Origin of the sequence: Streptomyces sp. NBC_01210 (assembly GCF_036010325.1) — a bacterium.
Taxonomy (GTDB): Bacteria; Actinomycetota; Actinomycetes; order Streptomycetales; family Streptomycetaceae; genus Streptomyces.
In genome coordinates this window covers 2,820,670-2,841,218 of the sequence record NZ_CP108549.1, presented here as the reverse complement: position 1 = coordinate 2,841,218, position 20,549 = coordinate 2,820,670, and the positions used below count along the sequence as shown (strand labels likewise).

The window sequence follows — 20,549 nt, the reverse complement described above, 5'->3', positions numbered from 1 at the left end:
TCGTCGCGTTCAGACCAGGATCCGCCCGCGGGCGCTGTTCCGCCACTTGGGCGACGAAATGCCATCGTTCACGGTACGAGCGTGGCGACGGTTGACTACTCTCGGCTACGGGCCGGACACAATGCGCCCTGCCGTTGGTGGAGTTGAACGAGGGGATGCCCGCCATGAGCCAAGTCAACGTCCTCGACCCGAGTGCGTCGCCGCTCGATTACTACGGCTACGAGCTGCGCCGCTACCGGGAGGCGGCCGGCCTCACGCAGAAGCAGTTGGGCGAGATCATCAACTACACGGGGTCGCTGGTCGGCCAGATCGAGACGGCGCGGAAGTTGCCGACGGCGGAGTTCAGCGAGCGGGTGGATGCGGCGCTGGGGACGGGCGGGATGCTCTCGCGGCTGCTGGGCCTGGTGTTGCGGAGTCAACTCCCGTCCTGGTTCCAGCAGGTGGCGGAGCTTGAGGCGCGGGCCACGGAGATCTGCACCTTCCATACGCACTTGGTGCACGGGCTGCTCCAGACGGAGGCGTACGCACGGGCGGTGCTCGGAGCCATGGACCGTAGCAACCTGGAGGACCGCACGGCGGTCAGGTTGGCGCGGCAGCGCATCCTGGAAAAGGACGAGCCCCCGGTGCTGTGGGTAATCCTCAGCGAGGCGGTGCTGCACCAGGAGATCGGCGGTCGGGAGACCATGCGGGGCCAAATGGCCCATTTCTTGACCTCGGAGAAGGCGCCAAGGTTGAACGTCCAGGTGCTTCCGTACGCAGCCGGAGCCCACGCTGGGCTACAGGGTCCGTTCGACCTCTTCCACTTCCCGGGCGACCCGTCGATCGTCTACACAGAGGGCTACGGAGCAGGGCATCCGACCGCCAACCTCGAGACCGTCAGGGACTGTTCGCTCCGTTACGATCACCTCCAGGCCGCAGCCCTGTCCATCAAGGACTCGGCGGAGCTGATCCGGCATGTCATGGAGGAGCGCTATGGGGAGCAGCACGCAGTGGCGTAAGTCGAGCTACAGCGGTGACCAGGGCGGCTCGTGCGTCGAGTGCGCCCCCCTCAACGGCGCCGCCTGGCGCAAGTCCAGCTACAGCGGCAGCACTGGCGGCGAGTGCCTCGAGATTGCAGAGGCTCCCCACCTCGTCGCCGTACGCGACTCCAAGGACGTCACCCGCCCCGCGCTCCACCTCTCCCGCCCCGCCTTCGCGACCTTCGTCGCAGCGGCGGCTCGGGACGCTTTCTAGTCATTTCTCCACGGTGATCAAGCCACGCTCCTCGGGACGATGCTCTTCGCCGCGGTGGAGGGGGAGGGGAACGTCGGGGAACTACAGCGATGGTCGCTGACCCCCGACGTCTGGACCGACGCCGCCTGCGCCACCTCCGGCCGCGACCTCACCCGCGCCGAGTGGGGCAAGTACGTCGGCACCACACCCCCGTCCAACCTCCACTGCCGCAGGTGACCGGTCCCCTCACCGACTCACGCCTGCGCAACAGGGGGAGGCGGGGCGTGGCGTGGGGTGAGCGCCCCGCCTCCCACCGGCCCACAGGTCAACTGGTGCTGACCTGGAGTTCCTTGATGCCGTTCAGCCACGCCGAGCGCAGTCGGCGCGGGCCGCCCACCAGGCGGAGGTCCGGCAGGGTGTCCGCTATCGCGTTGAAGATCAGGTTGATCTCCATCACCGCGAGCGACTTGCCGAGGCAGAAGTGCGGGCCTCCGCCGCCGAAGCCGAGGTGCGGGTTCGGGTCGCGGGTGATGTTGAACTGCTCGGGCTCCTCGAAGACTTCGGGGTCGTTGTTCGCCGATGAGTAGAAGATCCCGACCCGGTCGCCCTTCTTGATCTGCCGGCCGCCCAGCTCCAGGTCCTGCGTGGCCGTGCGCTGGAAGGAGACCACGGGCGTCGCCCAGCGCACGATCTCCTCGGCCGCGGTCTCCGGCCGCTCCCGCTTGTAGAGCTCCCACTGCTCGGGATGCGTGAGAAACGCGTGCATACCGTGGCTGATCGCGTTCCTCGTCGTCTCATTGCCCGCGACCGCCAGCAGGATCACGAAGAAGCCGAACTCGTCGTTGGAGAGGTTGCCTTCGTCCTCCGCGGCGACCAGTTGGGACACGATGTCCTTCGCCGGACAGTCCTTGCGGGCCGCGGCCAGATTCATCGAGTACGAGACGATCTCCATCGCCGCCTCGGCACCGATCTCCTCGGTGATCGCGTACTCGGGGTCGTCGTACGCCGCCATCTTGTTGGACCAGTCGAAGATCTTGGTGCGGTCCTCCTGCGGTACGCCGATGAGTTCGGCGATGGCCTGGAGCGGCAGTTCCACCGCGATGTTGGTGACGAAGTCGAAGCTGCCGTCGTCCTTCGCGCCGGCCAGCGCGGTCTCGACGATCGAGCGGGCGCGGTTGCGCAGGGCCTCCTCCAGGGAGCGGATCGCCCGCGGGGTGAAGCCGCGCTGGACGATCTGGCGGACGCGGGTGTGCTCCGGCGGGTCCATGTTGAGCATGATCAGCTTCTGGACCTCGATCTGGTCGCGGCTGATCGTCTCGTTGAAGCGGATGACCGCGGTGTTGGTGTTGGAGGAGAAGAGTTCGGGGTGGGTGGAGACATGCTTGACGTCGGCGTGCCGGGTGACGGCCCAGTAGCCCTCGTCCTGGAAGCCGGAGATGCCGGCCGGCTGGGTGCACCACCAGACCGGGGCGGTCTGCCGCATCCGGGCGAACTCCGGGTGGGGGACGCGGGCTTGGAGGAGATCGGGATCGGTGAAGTCGAACCCTTCGGGCAGATGGGGGCAGTCCTTCGGCAGCTTCAAGGTCAACTCCAGGTCTGGCGGTGGTGTCGGTGACGCGGGTGGTCACGGAGGTGGTGACACGGCTTGTCTGACGACCCATCAGAAGTTGACCGAAAGGTAGTAACGAGTTCTACAAGTGGCAAGGGTCGCGGCGGGATCTGTTGCCGGTCGGGGGCGCCAGGGGTGCAGCAGTGCCGTGCAAGACCCTTGCGTACCGGGGGTAGCGCTCATAAGACTGAACGGAGAACTAGAACGCGTACTAGTTCGGCTGCTGTGCGCCGGGACGCTCAGCGGCTGTGCGAGGAGAGGACGAGCTCATGGCCGCGGAACCCGTCATCGTCGAAGCCGTACGCACCCCCATCGGCAAGCGCTCAGGCGCGCTTGCGAACCTCCATCCCGCCTATCTGCTGGGCGAGACCTATCGCGAACTTCTCGGCCGCACCGGCATCCACGCCGACTGCGTCGAACAAGTGGTGGGCGGCACGGTCACCCACGCCGGCGAACAGTCCATGAACCCCGCGCGCAACGCCTGGCTGGCGATGGGGCTTCCGTACGAGACCGCGGCCACGACCGTGGACTGCCAGTGCGGGTCCTCGCAGCAGGCCAGCCATATGGTCGCGAACATGATCTCGGCCGGTGTCATCGACATCGGCATCAGCTGCGGCGTCGAGGCGATGTCACGGGTGCCGCTGGGCAGCGGCTCCAAGCACGGACCGGGCAAGCCGTTCCCCGACGAGTGGAACGTGGATCTGCCCAATCAGTTCGAGGCGGCGGAGCGCATCGCGCGCAACCGTGGGCTGACGCGTGAACGGGTCGACTCCCTGGGGCTGGTGTCGCAGGAGCGGGCCGCCGTGGCATGGGCCGAGGAGCGCTTCAAACGCGAGACGTTCGCCGTGCAGGTGCCCACCACGGAGGAGGAACAGGCCGCGGGGCAGGGCATGTGGCGGCTCGTCGACCGCGACGAGGGGCTGCGGGACACCAGCATGGAGGCGCTGGCAAGGCTGAAACCGGTCATGCCGACGGCCGTGCACACCGCGGGCAACTCCTCGCAGATATCGGACGGTTCGGCCGCCATCATGTGGGCGTCCAAGCGGATGGCGCGTGCTCTGAAGCTGAGGCCGCGGGCCCGGATCGTCGCGCAGGCGCTGGTCGGCGCGGACCCGCACTACCACCTCGACGGGCCGATCGACGCCACGCGCGCCGTGCTCGGCAAGGCCGGGATGTCGCTCAAGGACATCGACCTGGTGGAGATCAACGAGGCGTTCGCGTCGGTGGTGCTGAGCTGGGCGCAGGTCTTCGAGCAGGACCTGGAGAAGGTCAATGTCAACGGTGGCGCGATCGCGCTCGGGCATCCGGTGGGAGCGACCGGGGCGCGGCTGATCACCACGGCCCTGCATGAACTGGAGCGCAGGGACAAGGAGTTCGCGCTGATCACCATGTGCGCGGGCGGGGCGCTGGCGACCGGGACCATCATCCAGCGGCTGTAGGTCCTGTTTCGGGGGCGGTTCCGGAGCGGTCGCGTTCCGGCGGCCGGTTGTCGGACCCCTCCGTTACGTTGCCACCATGACGGAATACGTACTGGTGGCAGGCGCGTGGCTCGGATCGTGGGCGTGGGACGAGGTGGTCCCGGAGTTGCGTGCGGCGGGGCACGGCGCACACCCTTTGACGCTGTCCGGCCTCGCCGACAAGCAGGGCGTGCCGGCCGGGCAGCAGACCCATGTACAGGACATCGTCAGCGAGGTCGAACGCCTCGATCTGCGCGACGTCGTCCTGGTCGGGCACAGCTACTCGGGCATCCCGGTCGGTCAGGCCGCCGAGCGGATCGGCGACCGGCTGGCCCGCGTGGTGTTCGTCGACTCCAACGTTCCGGCCGACGGCGAGTCGTTCGTTTCGGGCTGGCCGTACGGCCGGGCGATGGTGGAGGCATCGATTGCCGACAACGGGGGCTTCTGGGCGCCCCTGACCGCAGCCGACTGCGAAGGCCAGGGTCTCACCGGCGAGCAGATCGCACGGATCGTGGGCGGCTCGACCCCGCACCCGGGCGCCACGCTGACCGAGCCGGCCGTGCTGGCACGCCCGCTCGGCGAGCTCCCGGCGACGTACATCAAGTGCCTGCTCGACGGCGCCGAGCCGAACGACGACGTGGTGGAGCTGCTGAAGAGCGAGCACTGGCGGCTGGTCGAGATGGACACCGGCCACTGGCCGATGTTCTCCCAGCCGCGCGAGCTGGCACGGATTCTGCTCCGGTCAGGCGTGGAATCCTGAGATCCGCTGCATCCGACCGCATACGGCACGAGGGCCCCGGTGCTCGACCAGGGAAAGGTCGACCACTTCGGGGCCTTCGGCCTTCAGGAACGCCGCGCCCGAGATCGTGGGCCGGTTCCATGCGCTGGAGGAGGCTGCGGGCCGGATCAGTACCAGCCCTGGGCCTGCCAGGAGGACCAGGCGCCGCACGGGCTGCCGTAGCGGGAGTTCATGTAGTCCAGGCCCCACTTGATCTGGGTGGCCGGGTTGGTCTTCCAGTCAGCGCCGGCGGATGCCATCTTGCCGCCGGGCAGCGCCTGGACGAGGCCGTACGCACCGCTGGACGGGTTGGTGGCGTTCACGTTCCAGCCGCTCTCGTGCTCCACGATCTTGCTGAAGCACTGGAACTGCGCGTCGTCCGCGATCATCTGCTGGGCGACCGCCTTCGGGGACCCGGTCTGCGCGGCGGGAGCGGCGGCGGCCGTGGCCGGGTTCATGCCGATCGCCATGCCGGCAGTGCCCAGGACAAGGGCGGAGCCGACGAGAGCGTTCTTCGGGCGGATGGCGATGCGGCTGATGATCGAGCGGAACACAGAGCGACCTAACTCTCGGGAACAGGGCCGTCGCGGGCATGCCGGAATCTCGTACGTACGAGTGGGGATCCGGCCGCCTGGGAGGCACTGCGGCTCCGGTGAGGAGCACGGGGCGCCTTGCGACTGGGTCAGTTGTAGCGGCGAGGTCAGCCCGTCGCAACGACCCTTGTTACTAGCCGTGCTCGCACCTGGGGTGGCACGGCCGGGGGCTTGACCGCAGAGGTTCCTGCAGGTGGCGGCCGCGATCGACGGGTCACCATGGCCACCAAAAAGGTACTATTGCGGCTCGTATCGGACTAAACCCCTGTGGGGCGGCTCACCCCGGAGGGACCCTGTCGGGGGCCTCGAATGTGACCTGTGCCTCGAAGGCGGCACGGCGGGTGGCTCGGCGCAGCGCCTTGAGGACCGTCGAGCCGATGGCGAGGGTCAGTACGACGGTGAGCACCGCCCGTCCGAGGTCCCAGCCGAAGGAGGTCGCCGCGCAGTAGGCGAGGAAGCGGACCAGGTTCTCCTGTACCGGATCGCCGGGGTGGAAGGAGATGCCGGAGGAGAGGCCGCCGATATATGTCCAGCCCTGAAGATTCATGACCGTGCCGTAGGCGAACGCGGCGACGGCCCCGTACACCGCGAGCATCAGCAGCTCGGCGCGGCCACGCAGCCGGTCCGGCCCCGGCAGCAGTCCCGCGCCCATCGTGAACCAGCCCATCGACAGCATCTGGAACGGCATCCACGGACCGACGCCGCCGGTGAGCAGCGCGGACGCGAACATGGTGACCGAGCCGAGTACGAAGCCGAAGCCCGGTCCGAGCACCCGGCCGCTCAGCACCATCAGGAAGAACATGGGCTCCAGGCCCGCGGTGCCCGCGCCCAGCGGCCGCAGCGCGGCGCCGACCGCGGCGAGGACTCCGAGCATCGCCACCGCCTTGGCGTCCATCCCGGTGTCGGCGATCGTCGCGACGACGACGGCCACGAGGAGCGGGAGCAGCGCGGCGAAGAGCCAGGGCGCGTCGGCGGAGTGGGCGAGCCCGGAGTCGGCGTCGGCGAGCAGCGGCCAGCCGAAGGCGATCACCCCGATCCCGCTGATCAGGGCGAGGGCGGCGATGGATCGGGGGCCGAGGCGTACGGCGCGGGCCTGTGTGGCGTGGTTCACAGGGCGTCCCTGACCTGGGCGACGGTCAGCCATTTCTGCGGGGCCAGGATCTTGGCGACCTGGGGCGCGAAGGCGGGCGAGGAGACCACGACCTCGGCGGTCGGGCCGTCCGCGACGACCTCGCCGTCGGCCAGGATCACCACCCGGTGCGCGAGGTCGGCGGCCAGCTCCACGTCGTGGGTGGCCAGGACGATGGCGTGCCCCTCGGCGGCCAGGCCTTTGAGGACGGTGACGAGCCGGGCCTTCGCGGCGTAGTCCAGACCCCGGGTCGGCTCGTCGAGGAGGAGGAGGGGCGGCCGCCCGGTGAGCACGATGGCCAGCGCCAGGGCGAGGCGCTGCCCCTCGGAGAGATCGCGGGGGTGCGTCGTGTCCGGTACGTCGGGCAGCAGCTCGGTCACCAGGGCGCGGCAGGAGCCGGGCGCGGCGCCCGCGTCGGCGTCGGCCGCCGCGCACTCGGCCGCCACCGTGTCCGCGTACAGCAGATCGCGCGGCTCCTGCGGAACGAGGCCGACCTGGCGGACCAGCTCGCGGGGATGGGTGCGGTGGGGGGTGCGGCTGCCGACGAGGACGGTGCCGGAGGTGGGCTCGACCATGCCGACGAGGGTGGCGAGGAGGGTCGACTTTCCGGCGCCGTTGCGGCCCATGAGGGCGATGGCTTCGCCGGGGGCGACGGTGAGGTCGACGCGGCGGAGGGCCTCTACGCGGTCGCGGCGGACGGTGAGCGCGCGGGCCTCGGCAAGCGGACCGCCCGAGCCGGGGCTCCGCTCCTTCCCGAACCTGGGGCTCCGCCCCGGACCCCGCGCCTCAATCGCCTGCGGGGCTGGCATCCTCCATCGCCGACGGGGCTGGATTGCAGCCCGTCCGGCGATTGAGGACACGGCCGAAGGCCGTACGGGGGTCTGGGGCGGAGCCCCGGTTACGGGAAGGGGCGGGGTGGGGGAAAGACCCTCCAGGCGCTCCCGCAACGCACCGGCCCCGCGCCGCGCGTCCCGTACCGACAGTGGCAGCGGGTCCCACCGCGCCAGGCGGCCCAGCGCCACGACCGGCGGGTGTACGGGGGAGACCGCCATGACTTCCGCCGGCGCCCCGATCACCGGTGGCTCCCCGGGCGCGGGCAGCAGGATGACCTGGTCCGCGTACTGCACCACCCGCTCCAGGCGGTGCTCCGCCATCAGAACCGTCGTGCCGAGATCGTGGACCAGCCGCTGCAGGACCGCCAGCACCTCCTCCGCCGCCGCCGGGTCCAGCGCGGACGTCGGCTCGTCGAGCACGAGGACCCTGGGGTGCGGGGTCAGCACCGAGCCGATCGCGACGCGCTGCTGCTGTCCGCCGGAGAGCGTGGCGATCGGGCGGTCGCGCAGCTCGGTCAGCCCGAGGAGGTCGAGCGTCTCCTCGACGCGGCGGCGCATCACCTCGGGGGCGAGGCCGAGCGATTCCATGCCGTACGCCAGCTCGTCCTCGACCGTGTCGGTGACGAAGTGGGCGAGCGGGTCCTGGCCCACCGTGCCGACGAGATCGGCGAGTTCGCGCGGCTTGTGGGTACGGGTGTCGCGGCCGTCGACGGTGACGCGGCCGCGCAGGGTGCCGCCGGTGAAGTGCGGGACGAGGCCCGAGACCGCACCCAGCAGTGTCGACTTGCCGACACCGGACGGCCCGACCAGTAGCACCAACTCGCCCTCGGGGACGGTCAGGTCGACACCGCTGATCGCGGGCGCGCCGGCATCGCCGTACGTCACCGACACGTCTTCGAAGCGGATCACGGTTTCTCCTGCGAGGCGGGTACGGGCGCGATGAAGGCGGGCAGCAGTCCGATGAGGACGCTCGCTGCGGGCCAGAGGGGCAGCGTCGGCGCGGTCGGCGGTACGACGCCGGGGTGCAGCGCCTCCGGATCGTAGGTACCCGCCCGGATCATCAGGGCCGCGACGACCGCGCCGGATCCGGCCACCAGCCAGGACCGCGGGCCCCAGCGGTCGGGACGGTAGCGGGTGCGTACGGAGCGCCGGCCGCCGAGCCGGAGACCGGCGAGCGCGGCGAGGAGCCCGGCTATCAGGAGGGGCAGTCCGTACGAAGCGCCCTCCGCGGCGAGCAGGCCGTACGAACCGGCGCAGACGCCGAGCAGTCCGCCGAGCGTGAGGACGGTGGTGGTGCGGCGGACGGCGGGCGGGACGTGTGCGGTACGTCCGTAGCCGCGTGCGTCCATGGATGCCGCGACGGCGACCGACCGCTCGAGCGCGCCCTCCAGGACGGGCAGCCCGATCTGCACGATCGCCTTGATGCCGCCGGTGGGGCGGCCGCGCAGCCGGCGGGCGGTACGCAGCCGGACCACGTCCGCGACCATGTTCGGCGCGAAGGTCATGGCGACCACGACGGCGACGCCGACCTCGTACAGGGCGCCCGGGAGGGACTTGAGCAGGCGGGCGGGATTGGCGAGCGCGTTGGCCGCGCCGACGCAGATGAGGAGCGTGGCGAGCTTCGCGCCGTCGTACAGCGCGAAGAGCAGCTGCTCTGCGGAGACCCGGCCGCCGATGCGTACGCCTCGCGCCCAGTCGGGCAGCGGTACTTCGGGGAGGCTGAAGAGGACATGCGTCCCCGGGATCGGCGAGCCGAGGACGACGGAGAAGAGCACGCGGATGCCGATGACGAAGAGCCCGAGCTTGGCGAAGGCCCCGTACGAACGGGCCCAGGGCGCGTCGGTGCGCCGGGCGGCGACGACGTATCCGGCGACGCCGACGAGGAGCCCGAGGAGAAGCGGATTGGTGGTCCGCGACGCGGCGGTGGCAAGCCCAAGGGCCCAGATCCACCAGGCCCCGGCATGCAGGGCGTTACTACGACTGGCGGCGGGCGCGAGGAGGTACGACCTGCGGGGCGATGTGTCGTCGCCCTGGTGACCGGCCGACCTCGGCGAATTCCTGCGGTCCCGGTGGCCGGCGGCTTGTTGGGGTGTCGTGTCGTTCTGGCGGCCGGTGGCAGTGGTCTGTGGCCGGTCGCCCCGGTGGTCGGTGGTTCGTTCCGGTGTCGTGTCGTTCTGGCGGCCGGTGGCAGTGGTCTGTGGCCGGTCGCCCCGGTGGTCGGTGGTTCGTTCCGGTGTCGTGTCGTTCTGGCGGCCGGTGGCAGTGGTCTGTGGCCGGTCGCCCCGGTGGTCGGCCGGTCGCTCCGGTGTCGTGTCGTTCCGGCGGCCGGTGGCAGTGGTCTGTGCCCGGTCGCCCCGGTGGTCGGCCGCTCGCTCCGGTGTCTCGCCGCTCCGGTGGTCGGCGGTTCGTTCCGGTGTCTCGCCGCTCCCGTCGTCGGCGGCTCGCGGCGGTGCGGCGCCGGTCGATCGGGACGATCCGTCAACCGGGCGGTCGGCCGCCTGCCGCTGCGTCCCGTCGCCGTGACTGCCGGCCGCCTGCGGCGACGCCCCGTCAGTCCCGCGACCCGCCTTCGGGGCGTGGGTCACAGGGTCTCCGGCTCCACCCCGCCGGCGCGGCTCCTCGTCGTCTCGCACCGTCGATGCCTCGGTCGTCATCCCCGGCGGCGGCGCGACTGCCACACCGCCGCGGTGCCGAGTACCGCTACCGCCGCGAGGCCGGCGATGAGGCCGACCGAGGGACCGCCCTTGTCGGCGCTACCGCTCTTGCTCGCCGCAGACTCGGACGGCTTCGCCTTCGGCTTCGGTTTCGTCGCGACCTGTTCGCCGCAGCCCGATTCCGGGTAGCCCGAGATCGCGCAGAGCAGCGCCTCGCTGTTGTACCGCAGCGGCTTCGCCACCGACGCCAGCGCCTCCGCGCTCGTCGCGTCCTTGCCGACCTGTGCGCATGCCGACCGCGACACGGGCGGCGTCTCGCCCTCCGGGGCGTCCGCCTGCGTGCCGGAGTCGATGACCAGCGCGATCCGCTTCGTGCCGTCCTTCGGCGGTGTCCGGCCGCAGATCGCCTCGAAGCCCGGAGCCGTGCGCGGCTGCGCCGAGTCCCCGCTGTCCTCGCTCACCGAGAAACGGAAGCCGTTCACCGAGCCGTCCGACGGCCTCGCCGTGGCCGGGCCCTCGGTGGCGTACGTCCACTTCCCGCCGCCGCTCTGCCAGAACGACCAGTAGCGGTAACCCGCCGCCTGTGCCGGACCCGCGCCCAGCACCGTGAGCGCGGCGCCGAGCGCGAGGACGAGCGAGAGGACTCGGGTACGCATCACCGCTGCTGGTTCTTCTTGCGGCCGCTGAGGAGGATTCCGGCGCCGACGCTGGCGACGAAGAACACGCCCACGATCCACCACACCCCAATGCCCGAGTCGGACTCGGAGTCCTTCTCCGTGTCCGCAGCCGGCGCCGACTGCCCCGTCGTCGCCTCGGGCGCGGGACCCGTCGCGTTGAGCCCCGCCACCAGGTCCGTCCCGCCGAAGCTCTTCGGGTCCGCGCCAGTCGCCTGCGCGGCGAGGATCAGCTGTGCGTACGCCGCCGGGCCGGACGCCTTCGCCCAGGCCGCCGAGTTCTGCTGCAGCCACTCCATCGGCTTCTTCGCCCGGTCGCCGAGGCCCTGCGCGCTCAGCGCGACGATCGCGTCCGCCGTGTTCCCGAAGTCCGGCTTCTCCGTCGGGTCCGCGGCGCCCGGCATCGGAGCCGTGTTCAGGTGCCCGGTCCTGGCGAGCGCGGTCGCCAGGTACGCCGCGCCGTTGTGCGCCGCGCCCTCGACCGTCGTCGCCTTCTCGCAGACCGTGCCCTTGGCGTCCTTCGCACCCGCCGTCACGGCCAGGCCCTTGCCGTGCGCGCCGAGCACAGCCGCCGCCGTGGAGTCCGCGACCATGCCGGGCGACTTCAGCTGGAAGACGAACGCGCCGCCGTCCTTCCCGCCGCACGGCTTCGCGAACGTCAGCAGCGCGTCGTACGGCGTCTTGCCGCCCTTCGACTTCACCGTCTCTGGCTTCTCGCCCGCCGCCGCGAGCGCGCCGATCACGATGGAGGTGGAGTTGGCGTCGCTGGCCCCGCCCGGGTTGTAGCCCCAGCCGCCGTCCGCGTTCTGCACGGACTTCAGCCAGCCGGCCGTCTTCTTCACGGTGGCGTCCTGCCCGCCGAGCGCGGCGAGCGCCTGCACCGCAGCGGCCGTGGCGTTGGAGTCCAGCGGCAGCTTGGCGTCGCACGCCTTGGCCGCGTCCGCGCGGTACGAGGGGAAGCCACCGCTGTCGCACTGCTGACCGGTCAGCCAGGCCACGGCCTTGGCCGCGGGCTTGACGCCCACCGTGTCCTGCGCGAGCAGCGCCAGCGACTGCCGCCAGACACCGTCGTACGTCGGGTCGCCCGTGCCGTACAGACCGGACGGCAGCACGGTCGACGGCGTCGGAGACGGCGCCGCGATCGCGGCCGGCGCGGCGGCCGAGGCTATGGCCATGCCGAGTACGGCGGAGGCGGCGAGCGATATGGCGCTGCGGCGAACGGGGGTCATGGCGGGCTGGGCCTCTCCTGCGGGAGCCGGGCACAGGCACGCTCAGGTACCAGGGCTCCGGCCCCGTATACCTCGACGGTGCCGGCCACCGGCGGGCTGCCGGTGGCACGAGCCGGTCACGACCATGTACGGGGCATTCCGACTCACCGCTTGCGACGGCGGTTCACGGCTGCGGGTCAGTGCCGGATTTGCACCGGCTTCCCCCCGTACGGTCATGATGACGACTCGCCCACTCTACCGACCTGCCGGTGGTCGATCGCCGGTGGCCGGTCGCCGGTGGCCCCCAGGGGTCAGACGGCCACGTACAGCGTCGGGCCGCTCCCCGCCAGCACCTCCGCGCGCCCCAGCTTCACCAGTCGCCGCAGATGTGCCTCCGCCTCCGAGACCGCGATGTTGCGTGATCCGTACGGGATCTGGTCCCAGGGCCGGTTCCACTCCATCCGCTCGGCGACCTGCCACGCAGTGCGCGGGGCGGCCAGCAGCCCGAGCAGACCGGTGAGCCGTTCCTCGTGGTGGTCGAGCAACTCCCGTACCCGGGACACGGCATCGGGGAAGGCGTACTGGTGCGCCGGGAGCACCTCGGCGGGTGCGAGGCGGCCGATGCGCTCCAGGGAGTCGAGGTAGTCGCCGAGCGGATCGGTGACGGTGGCTGAGTCGCCGGCGTCCGGATCTTCGTAGAGGCCGATGTGCGGGGTGATCCGGGGCAGCAGATGGTCGCCGGAGAAGAGCCGTCCGTTGCCGGGTCTGCCCGCCGGATGGGCCTCGTCCAGGTGGAGGCAGACATGGCCGGGCGTGTGGCCGGGGGTCCAGATGGCGCGGAGCCGGCGGCCCGGCAGGTCGAGGAGCTCGCCGGGGACGATCTCCCGGTCGGGCAGGGCCGCGCGTAGACCCGGCAGCGTACGCATCCGGCCCGAGGCGCGGGCCGCGCGCAGCGGAGCGGTGTGTTCGTCGGGGGCGCCGGCCCTGGAGAGTTTGTCCGCCAGGTAGTCGAGCCAGCGGGCCGGTTCGGCCTCCCTGGTGCGGCGTACCACCGCACTGTCCGCGTCGTGCATCGCGACCCAGGCGCCGGAGACGTCCCGGACCTGCCCGGACAGGCCGTGGTGGTCGGGGTGGTGGTGGGTGATGACGACGCCGTGGATGTCACCGACCGCGACATCGAGGGAGCCGAGACCGGCGACGAGGGTGTCCCAGGAGGCCGGGTCGTCCCAGCCGGTGTCGATGAGTACGGGCCCGCGGTCGGTGTCGAGCAGATGGACCAGGGTGTGACCGAGCGGATTGTCCGGAATGGGCACCTCGATGGACCAGACGCCCCCGCCGTGGTCGGTCACCTGGGTCATGGGGCTCTCGTCTCTCCTCGGCGACACGGCCACGGCCCACTATAACTAGAACTGGTTCCAATAGTCGCCCAAGTCGACTGTCATTCCAGCGGAGTTGGCTGACCTGCGGGCGCCGACGACGAAGGCCCCGACCGGCGAACCGGTCAGGGCCTTTCATTCGCTGGAGCGGCTCGCCATCCCCCGCAGAAGTGGGACCGGGGCAAGTGGTGGCCGGATTCCTTGTGCCCGCTACTGGGCCGTTCCGAAGTCCTGCGTCCAGTAACTGTTGGGCTGCGCGAGACCGATGCCGATCTCCTTGAACGCACAGTTGAGGATGTTGGCCTTGTGGCCGGGGCTGCCCATCCAGCCCGCCATGACGCTCTCGGGTGTGGCGTAGCCGTAGGCGACGTTCTCGCCGTAGGTGCTCCAGTTGTAACCGGCACTCGTGATCCGGTCGCCAGGAGACGAGCCGTCGGAGCCTGTGTGGGACATGTTCGTGTGGGAAGCCATGTCCTTGCTGTGGTCCTGGGCGGCCTTCGTCAGCTTCGCGTTCATGGTCAGCGCGGAGCACCCGACCTTGCTGCGCTCGCTGTTGACGAGCTGCAACACGCGGGCCGCATCCCCGGATGCCGGGGCGGCGGTCTTCGGTGCGCTGGGAGTCGCGGTGGCCTTGGGTGCGCTCGGAGCCGCGGTGGACTTCGGCGCGCTGGGAGTCGCGCTGGCCTTCGGTGCGCTGGGAGACGCGGTCTTAGGCGCGCTCGGAGTCGCAGCGGGCGCCTGCGACGCTCCCGCCGTCGGCTTCTGGCCCCATGGAGCGCCCGTCCACCGATGCTCGGAGTTCGCACTCTTCCAGTGGTGGCCGTTCCAGTGGTGGCCGTAGGACTTGCTGCCCGCGTTCTCCTGGGGGTCCCCGCAGGCCATGGCGGCAGAGGGCACACCTATCGCTCCCACGGCGACGGCCGCGATGGTTATCTTCCGGTAGTACGTCTTTCTGCGGTGCTTGCTCATGCGTGACCTCGCTCGTTAATCGCGGGGCGCCCCCGGTGTGGCCGACTCTGTGCAGATCCTGCACCTGAGCTGCGGAGACGCTTTGCGCCGCCATTCTTAGAACTGCTGTCAGGGCAGGGCAACGAGCACCAGTACTACCTTGATTCGTAGGGCTGGAGGGCTCTTGAAATGGGCGCACGGGCGTGCTGGTCCGGCTTTCGGGGTCACGGAAGGTTCTGATGCATCGTCAGAAACCCTTGCTCGCTCGCCGGACGGGCGAAAGTGACGAGCGGACCGAATGCCACCAAACCCTGCGCGGGGTATGTCTGCACCAAGGCGGACAAATATCGCTATGTCGCTAACGTTCCATCTACTATTCAGCGACCTAAGTGCCGAATGTCCGTGTGGCTGATATCACTGGGCGATGGAGGAACCAGCCTCCCCGTTGGTCGCTCTGCGTGACTTTGCCGCTTATGAGGGTGAGTGGCGGGGGAGCGCGAATGTAGCCAGGGGCGCCGTTTCGAGGCGCTCCTGGCTACATGTTCCCCGTGGTCGCGCTGGTCGGTGAGCTAGGCGCGGAAGCCGTCGAAGGCGATGTTCAGGTGGCGGGGTCCGCGCAGGACAGCGTTCTGGCGGTAGGGGGGTGGGTCCTCCACCAGGCGGGGGTTGTCGAGCCTGCGGGCGAGCTCGGTCAGGGCGAGCTGTGCCTCCATGCGCGCGAGGGGCGCGCCGAAGCAGTTGTGGATGCCGCTGCCGAGGCCGAGGTGCTGGTTGTCCTTCCGGTCGGGGTCGAACCGGTCGGGGTCGGGGAACCGTTTCGGGTCCCGGTTGCCGGAGGCAAGGACGAGCCAGAGGGACGCGCCCTTGGGGATGGTGGTGCCGGCGACCTCGATGTCCGCGAGCGTGGTGCGCTGGGGCAGCAGCTGCACGGGGGGCTCGAAGCGCAGGAGCTCTTCCACGAGCGGGACGGCCAGCTGAGGATCTTCCCGCAGCCGCTTGAGGACGTCCGGGTTGCGCAGCAGGGTGAGCATCCCGTTGGTGATGAGGTTGACCGTGGTCTCGTGGCCGGCGATCAGGAGCAGGGCAGCGGTACTGATCACCTCCATCGGGGTCATCTGCCCGTCGGGGCCGTGGTCGGTGGCCAGCACGGAGAGCATGTCGTCGCCGGGTGCCTTGCGGCGTTCGTCGATGAGTCCGGCCAGGTACATGCCCAGCTCAGTGCGGGCCTGCTGGGCGATGCGGCGCCGCTCGGTGGGGTCCTTGGACGGGTCCGGGTCCAGGCTGGCGGCGATGGTGTCGGCCCAGGTGTGGAAGCGCGCCTCGTCGTCGCGGGGGATCCCGAGCAGCCTGCAGATCACGGTCACGGGGAAGGGGTAGGAGAAGTTGTCGACGAGGTCGACCTGCTCCCGGTCTCCGAAGCCGTCGATGAGATCCGAAACGATCTTGGAGAGTTCGCCGCGCATGTTGTGGACACGCCGAGGGGTCTTCGGCGGTCCGAACGGCCGCATCGTCATACGGCGCAACCGGTCGTGCTCGGGAGGGTCGAGCTTCAGGAAGGTGGGCGGCAAGGCGCCCTCTTCCTCCTGGTCGGGGAGGGCTCCGGCGGCCTCGGGGGACAGATTCCGGGCGTCGGAGCTGATCCGCGGATCGTGGAGCAGGCCCTTGATCTCCCAGTAGTTGCTGACCACGTACGTGTTGCCGTCCTCCTCTCGGTACACCGGAGTCTTGCGGAGCTCGGCGTACAGGGGGTAGGGGTCGGCGCGGTTGGCGTGGTCGAGGATCTGTCCCAGGAGCGTGGCTTGCGTCATGACGGGTCCTTGTGGGCGTTGGAGACGGCTTTACGGGCCTTGGGCGGGCGTTGCCGTGCCCGCGGTCAGGCTCGGACCGGGGTGAAGGAGATCCGCCGGTCGGTCGGCGAGTAGCCGCTGAGGGTGACGGTCGGCGCGTGGGTGGGCAGGGAGGGGTCGGGGAAGTCGGCCGAGACCGGTCGCAGACCTTCAGGACGGCGGTCGACGGTGGGGAAACTCAGCGGGAACGGCGCAGCCGATTCGATCAGCCGCTGGTAGAAGTCCAGCCACTTCGTCTGGTCGAAGGTGACGGCGGCGATGACGCGGCCCTGGTATCCGTACACGCCGGTGAAGCGCCGCTCGGCGAGTGAACCCTGGGCGATGAGGATCTCCTCGCCCAGGGACGGAACGCCGACCGACTTGATGCTGACGCCGAACTGCGAGGACCAGAAGGCCGGCACCCACAGGTGCGGTCGGCGGTCCGAGCTGGCGCTGATCATGTTGTGCGCCGCGATCTCGGCCTGCGCGACGGCATTGCCCCAGTGCTCCAGGGACAGGAACTGGTAACCGAAGAGCGCATGCGGGGACCGTGCGACGTCACCGGCGACGAAGACGTCGTCGGTCACGATGCCCCGGACGTCGAAGGCGCGGCAGCCCGCGTCGCAGGCGATTCCCCGGGGTCCGGCGCCGAGCCCGGATCCTGCCAGCCACTCGGTGTTGCGTGTCGCGCCGAGCGAGATCACCGCCACGTCCGCGTCGATCGTCGTGCCGTCGGACAGATGGGCACTGCGCAGCCGCCCTGCCGAGTCGCCCTCCAGCCCTGTGACCATGACGCCGCAGCGCAGGTCCACGCCTGCTTGGCGTTGCAGCTCGGCGGCCACCTCGCCGACCACGCCGCCGAGCGCGCCCACGAGAGGCGCGGCCGCACGCTCCGCGACGGTGACGGGCAGTCCCTGCTCACGGCAGGCGGAGGCGATTTCCGAGCCGGTGAAGCCGGCGCCGATGATGAGCACCCGGCGAGGTCCGGCCGTCAGCCGCCGGTGCAGCCCCGCCGCGTCCTCGCGCGTGCGCAGCACGAAGACCCCGTCCAGTTCGGCCTCTTCTTCATGCGGCCACGGCCGGGCACGGACGCCCGTGGTGATCAGCAGCCGGTCGTACTCCACCTCGTCGCCGCCGGCCAGGCGTACCCGCTTGGCGGCCATGTCCAGCCCGGTGGCGGCGTCACCGAGCCGCCACTGCGCATCGATCGCCCGGCGACGGGGCAGTGCGGTGTGCTCCGCGGACGCCTTGCCGAGCAGGACCTGCTTGGACAGCGGCGGCCGGTCGTACGGCTCGTAGGGCTCGTCGCCGATCAGCGTCAGTGAACCGGTGAAGCCCTCCTCCCGCAGGGTCTCCGCGGCCCGGAGGCCGGCGAGGGAGGCACCCACGATCACGATCCGCCCCTCGCGCCTCAGCCATTCCAGCTCACCGTCCACTGGGCACCCCCTCCCTCACCGGGGCCGGCTCCTTGCCCATGTCGTCCACCAAGATGGCCTGGACCGGGCAGGCCGCGGCGGCGCGTGCCACGTGCTCCCGCTGTGCGTCGTCGGCGTGCGGGTTGTACAACAGCGCCTCGTCGCCGTGCATGGTGAATACGTCTGGTGCGAGGAAGGCGCACTGTGCGTACCCCTGACACCGGTTCAGATCGACGACAAGCCTCATCAAGGGGCCGCCCTTCCAGTAGTACCCCTGCCCCAGCCTGTGCCTGCTCCTGTGGTTTTGCGAGCACAGGCGGGCCAAAGGAGTTATCAGCCGATAACGCTCGGGAAATAGCTGGTCATGACGAGGGGGCCGGTGCGGGCCGCGGGCGGAAACTGGCCACCAGAATGTAGAGGCTGAGAATCAGAGCCCACAGGGGGAAGACCAGCTCGGACCAGGGGATGCTGCTCGTCACGAGGAGCAGTGTCAGGGCGACGAGATAGCCCAGGATGGAAAGCCAGTGCGGCAGGACTCCGAGCCGATGCCCGATGGAGGAGGTCGAGAAGGTGAATACCGCGGCCATGCGCATCGAGTAGGTCGTCAGAAGGCTGTAGGTGAAGTGTTGGCCGAAGGACCGGAGTTGCACGGAGCCGGTCCCGGACGGATCGGCCGTATCCAGCAGACTTCCGGCTGCGGCCGCGGCCCCGAAAAGAGTCGCCACGAATACCAGGCCGCTGCCCAGGAAGACAGTGGAGATGAACTGGTCCTCCGCCTCTCCGGTACGTGCGCGCACAGCGCCCATGAACCACAGGAAGAAGATGCCCGCGAACGGGATGAGGCCGAGCGCCGTCTGTACCGCGTGCCGACTCGAGGAATCGATGATCCAGGTGCTGCCCCCGCCGCTCGACTCCTGCGGTATGGCCATGCGGACCAGAACGATGGCAGCAGCGAGTAGTAGGGCGAAGATGATCCCTACCAGTCCTGCGGCGCGTGGGGTGCGCAGCGCCTGATCGCTCCTCTCCATGGGTGTCGTCGCTTCCTCTCCCTGTCGACTAGGACCAGCAAGCACCCGCGCACCCGGCCGCGCCACCCGGACCGCCCAAGAGGGTGACGTGCGCGGACCGGCAGCGAGTCGGCGTCGTGCGAATCGTGGTTCCGGATCATGCTTGGTGGCACCTCGCTGCTGTTGGAAAGGCCCGGAAGCGCCGCGCGGCCCCATGGCGGCCCCGCGCAGCCCGGTCGCCCCCGCCCAACGGGAAACCACTGGTCGGGGGCTATTTCGTTCCTGCCGTGGACTCCTTCAACTAGAACTGGTATCAGTTCTGAAACAGTGTCAGTAAGCGCCGGGCCGCAGGAGGCAGCAGCCATGACCGAGCTTGTGGAACACGGAAAGCTGTTCATCGGTGGGGAGTTGACCGATCCGCTCGGCAGCGACGCCATCGAGGTCGTATCGCCGCACACCGAGCAGGTCATCGGACGGGTCCCGCACGCCTCACCGGCGGACGTCGACCGGGCGGTCGCCACCGCCCGCAAGGCCTTCGACGAGGGGCCCTGGCCGCGCATGACGCTCGACGAGCGGATCGCCGTCATCACCAGGATCAAGGACGCGATCGCGGTACGGCACGAGGAGATCGCCCGCTCCATCAGCGCGCAGAACGGCTCCCCGTACTCCTGGAGCGTGCTCGCGCAGGCGCTCGGCGCGATGATGGTCTGGGACGCGGCGATCACCGTCGCGCGCGGATATCCGCACGAGGAGCAGCGGGCCGGAGTGCTCGGGCCGATCCTCGTACGGCGGGAGCCGGTGGGTGTCGTGGCGGCCGTGATCCCGTGGAACGTCCCGCAGTTCACGGCAGCGGCCAAGCTCGGCCCCGCGCTGCTGGCCGGCTGCACGGTGGTGCTCAAGCCATCGCCCGAGTCGCCCCTGGACTCGTACATCCTCGCCGAGATCGCGCAGGAGGCCGGGCTGCCGCAGGGTGTCCTCTCGATCCTCCCCGCGGACCGCGAAGTGAGCGAGTACCTGGTCGGGCACCCCGGCATCGACAAGGTCTCCTTCACCGGCTCGGTCGCGGCCGGCAAGCGGGTCATGGAGGTCGCCTCGCGCAATCTCACCCGCGTCACCCTCGAACTCGGCGGCAAGTCGGCGGCGGTGATCCTGCCGGACGCGGATCTGGAGTCGGCGGTGGCCGGGATCGTCCCGGCGGCCTGGATGAACAACGGGCAGGCGTGTGTGGCCCAGAGCCGTATCCTCGCGCCGCTCAGCCGCTACGACGAGATAGCCGAGGCGCTCGCCGCGGCGGCGAGCGCCCTCGTGGTCGGTGACCCGCTCGACGCCTCGACGCAGGTCGGTCCGCTGGTGGCCCGGCGCCAGCAGCAGCGCTCGCTCGACTACATCAGGATCGGGCAGGAGGAAGGCGCCAAGGTACTTACGGGCGGCGGGCGTCCGGCCGGTCTTGAACAGGGCTGGTACGTGGAGCCGACGCTCTTCGGCGGGGTCGACAACTCCATGCGCATAGCCCGCGAGGAGATATTCGGTCCGGTGATCTGTCTGTTGCCGTACGGGGACGAGAGCGAGGCGGCGAAGATCGCCAACGACTCCGACTACGGGCTCAGCGGCAGCGTCTGGACGGCCGACGTCGAGCGTGGCATCGACTTCGCGCGGCGGGTCAGGACCGGGACGTACAACGTCAACACCTTCAGCCTCGACATGCTCGGGCCGTTCGGCGGCTACAAGAGCTCGGGCCTGGGGCGGGAGTTCGGGCCGGAGGGCTACAGCGAGTACCTGGAGCACAAGATGATCCATCTGCCGGCCGGGTCCGGAGAGAACTGAGAGGAG

At 70.1% G+C, this 20,549-nt stretch carries 19 protein-coding genes and 1 riboswitch; of the genes, 6 read left to right on the top strand and 13 right to left on the bottom strand.

Going from position 1 to position 20,549, the window contains the following annotated elements; all coding sequences use genetic code 11:
• Positions 1 to 164 precede the first annotated feature (164 nt).
• From OG735_RS12860 to OG735_RS12850, 3 genes are read left to right on the top strand one after another with little or no spacing between them, the layout of a single operon-like run.
• The gene (locus OG735_RS12860) at positions 165 to 998 is read left to right on the top strand and encodes a helix-turn-helix domain-containing protein (RefSeq protein ID WP_327323302.1); all 834 of its coding nucleotides are present in this window, start codon (positions 165 to 167) and stop codon (positions 996 to 998) included.
• The gene (locus OG735_RS12855; protein ID WP_327323301.1) at positions 973 to 1,233 is read left to right on the top strand and encodes a DUF397 domain-containing protein; all 261 of its coding nucleotides are present in this window, start codon (positions 973 to 975) and stop codon (positions 1,231 to 1,233) included. Before OG735_RS12860 ends, OG735_RS12855 begins: the two co-directional genes overlap by 26 nt.
• 39 nt (positions 1,234 to 1,272) lie before the next feature.
• On the top strand, positions 1,273 to 1,449 hold the full coding sequence (locus tag OG735_RS12850; RefSeq protein ID WP_327323300.1) for a hypothetical protein: 177 nt from the start codon (positions 1,273 to 1,275) through the stop codon (positions 1,447 to 1,449).
• Between the two features lie 88 nt (positions 1,450 to 1,537).
• Here OG735_RS12850 and OG735_RS12845 read toward each other — a convergent pair whose 3' ends face one another.
• Positions 1,538 to 2,794 carry a cytochrome P450 gene (locus OG735_RS12845; RefSeq protein WP_327323299.1) on the bottom strand — a complete coding sequence of 419 codons (1,257 nt, stop codon included), beginning with the start codon at positions 2,792 to 2,794 and terminating at the stop codon, positions 1,538 to 1,540.
• A gap of 296 nt (positions 2,795 to 3,090) precedes the next feature.
• Between OG735_RS12845 and OG735_RS12840 the strand changes: the two genes are divergently transcribed.
• Positions 3,091 to 4,260, top strand: a complete 1,170-nt coding sequence (locus OG735_RS12840) for a steroid 3-ketoacyl-CoA thiolase (protein WP_327323298.1) — start codon at positions 3,091 to 3,093, stop codon at positions 4,258 to 4,260.
• Positions 4,261 to 4,336: 76 nt separating this feature from the next.
• Positions 4,337 to 5,038 (top strand): alpha/beta fold hydrolase, encoded by a 702-nt coding sequence (locus tag OG735_RS12835; protein ID WP_327323297.1) that lies wholly within the window; start codon positions 4,337 to 4,339, stop codon positions 5,036 to 5,038.
• 146 nt (positions 5,039 to 5,184) lie between these two features.
• On the opposite strand, the gene OG735_RS12830 is transcribed toward OG735_RS12835, so the two are convergent.
• The 12 genes from OG735_RS12830 to OG735_RS12775 form a co-directional block, all read right to left on the bottom strand.
• Positions 5,185 to 5,610, bottom strand: a complete 426-nt coding sequence (locus tag OG735_RS12830) for a transglycosylase SLT domain-containing protein (protein ID WP_327323296.1) — start codon at positions 5,608 to 5,610, stop codon at positions 5,185 to 5,187.
• Positions 5,611 to 5,926: 316 nt separating this feature from the next.
• Positions 5,927 to 6,793 (bottom strand): ECF transporter S component, encoded by an 867-nt coding sequence (locus OG735_RS12825; protein ID WP_442812416.1) that lies wholly within the window; start codon positions 6,791 to 6,793, stop codon positions 5,927 to 5,929.
• Entirely contained in the window at positions 6,757 to 8,520 is a 1,764-nt protein-coding gene (locus tag OG735_RS12820) for an ABC transporter ATP-binding protein (protein ID WP_327323294.1), read from the bottom strand. Before OG735_RS12820 ends, OG735_RS12825 begins: the two co-directional genes overlap by 37 nt.
• The gene (locus OG735_RS12815) at positions 8,517 to 9,578 is read right to left on the bottom strand and encodes an energy-coupling factor transporter transmembrane component T (protein WP_327328296.1); all 1,062 of its coding nucleotides are present in this window, start codon (positions 9,576 to 9,578) and stop codon (positions 8,517 to 8,519) included. Before OG735_RS12815 ends, OG735_RS12820 begins: the two co-directional genes overlap by 4 nt.
• Before the next feature lie 683 nt (positions 9,579 to 10,261).
• Positions 10,262 to 10,921 carry an SCO2322 family protein gene (locus OG735_RS12810; protein ID WP_327323293.1) on the bottom strand — a complete coding sequence of 220 codons (660 nt, stop codon included), beginning with the start codon at positions 10,919 to 10,921 and terminating at the stop codon, positions 10,262 to 10,264.
• A complete protein-coding gene (locus OG735_RS12805) occupies positions 10,921 to 12,168 on the bottom strand; it encodes a prenyltransferase/squalene oxidase repeat-containing protein (RefSeq protein WP_327323292.1) in 1,248 nt (415 codons plus the stop codon). The genes OG735_RS12810 and OG735_RS12805 overlap by 1 nt, the downstream gene beginning before the upstream one ends.
• 131 nt (positions 12,169 to 12,299) lie before the next feature.
• A riboswitch (cobalamin riboswitch) is annotated at positions 12,300 to 12,372 on the bottom strand.
• 86 nt (positions 12,373 to 12,458) lie between these two features.
• A complete protein-coding gene (locus tag OG735_RS12800; protein WP_327323291.1) occupies positions 12,459 to 13,505 on the bottom strand; it encodes an MBL fold metallo-hydrolase in 1,047 nt (348 codons plus the stop codon).
• 228 nt (positions 13,506 to 13,733) lie between these two features.
• Positions 13,734 to 14,492 (bottom strand): CAP domain-containing protein, encoded by a 759-nt coding sequence (locus tag OG735_RS12795; protein WP_327323290.1) that lies wholly within the window; start codon positions 14,490 to 14,492, stop codon positions 13,734 to 13,736.
• Between the two features lie 548 nt (positions 14,493 to 15,040).
• Positions 15,041 to 16,279 carry a cytochrome P450 gene (locus tag OG735_RS12790; RefSeq protein WP_327323289.1) on the bottom strand — a complete coding sequence of 413 codons (1,239 nt, stop codon included), beginning with the start codon at positions 16,277 to 16,279 and terminating at the stop codon, positions 15,041 to 15,043.
• A gap of 65 nt (positions 16,280 to 16,344) precedes the next feature.
• Positions 16,345 to 17,733, bottom strand: coding sequence for an NAD(P)/FAD-dependent oxidoreductase (locus OG735_RS12785; protein WP_327323288.1), 1,389 nt, complete (start codon positions 17,731 to 17,733; stop codon positions 16,345 to 16,347).
• Complete coding sequence (locus OG735_RS12780; RefSeq protein ID WP_327323287.1) at positions 17,723 to 17,959, bottom strand: ferredoxin; 237 nt, start codon at positions 17,957 to 17,959, stop codon at positions 17,723 to 17,725. The genes OG735_RS12785 and OG735_RS12780 overlap by 11 nt, the downstream gene beginning before the upstream one ends.
• 115 nt (positions 17,960 to 18,074) lie before the next feature.
• Complete coding sequence (locus tag OG735_RS12775; RefSeq protein WP_327323286.1) at positions 18,075 to 18,740, bottom strand: hypothetical protein; 666 nt, start codon at positions 18,738 to 18,740, stop codon at positions 18,075 to 18,077.
• A 342-nt stretch (positions 18,741 to 19,082) separates the two neighbouring features.
• On the opposite strand from OG735_RS12775, the gene OG735_RS12770 reads away from it, so the two are divergent.
• Positions 19,083 to 20,543, top strand: a complete 1,461-nt coding sequence (locus OG735_RS12770) for an aldehyde dehydrogenase (protein ID WP_327323285.1) — start codon at positions 19,083 to 19,085, stop codon at positions 20,541 to 20,543.
• Positions 20,544 to 20,549: the final 6 nt, after the last annotated feature.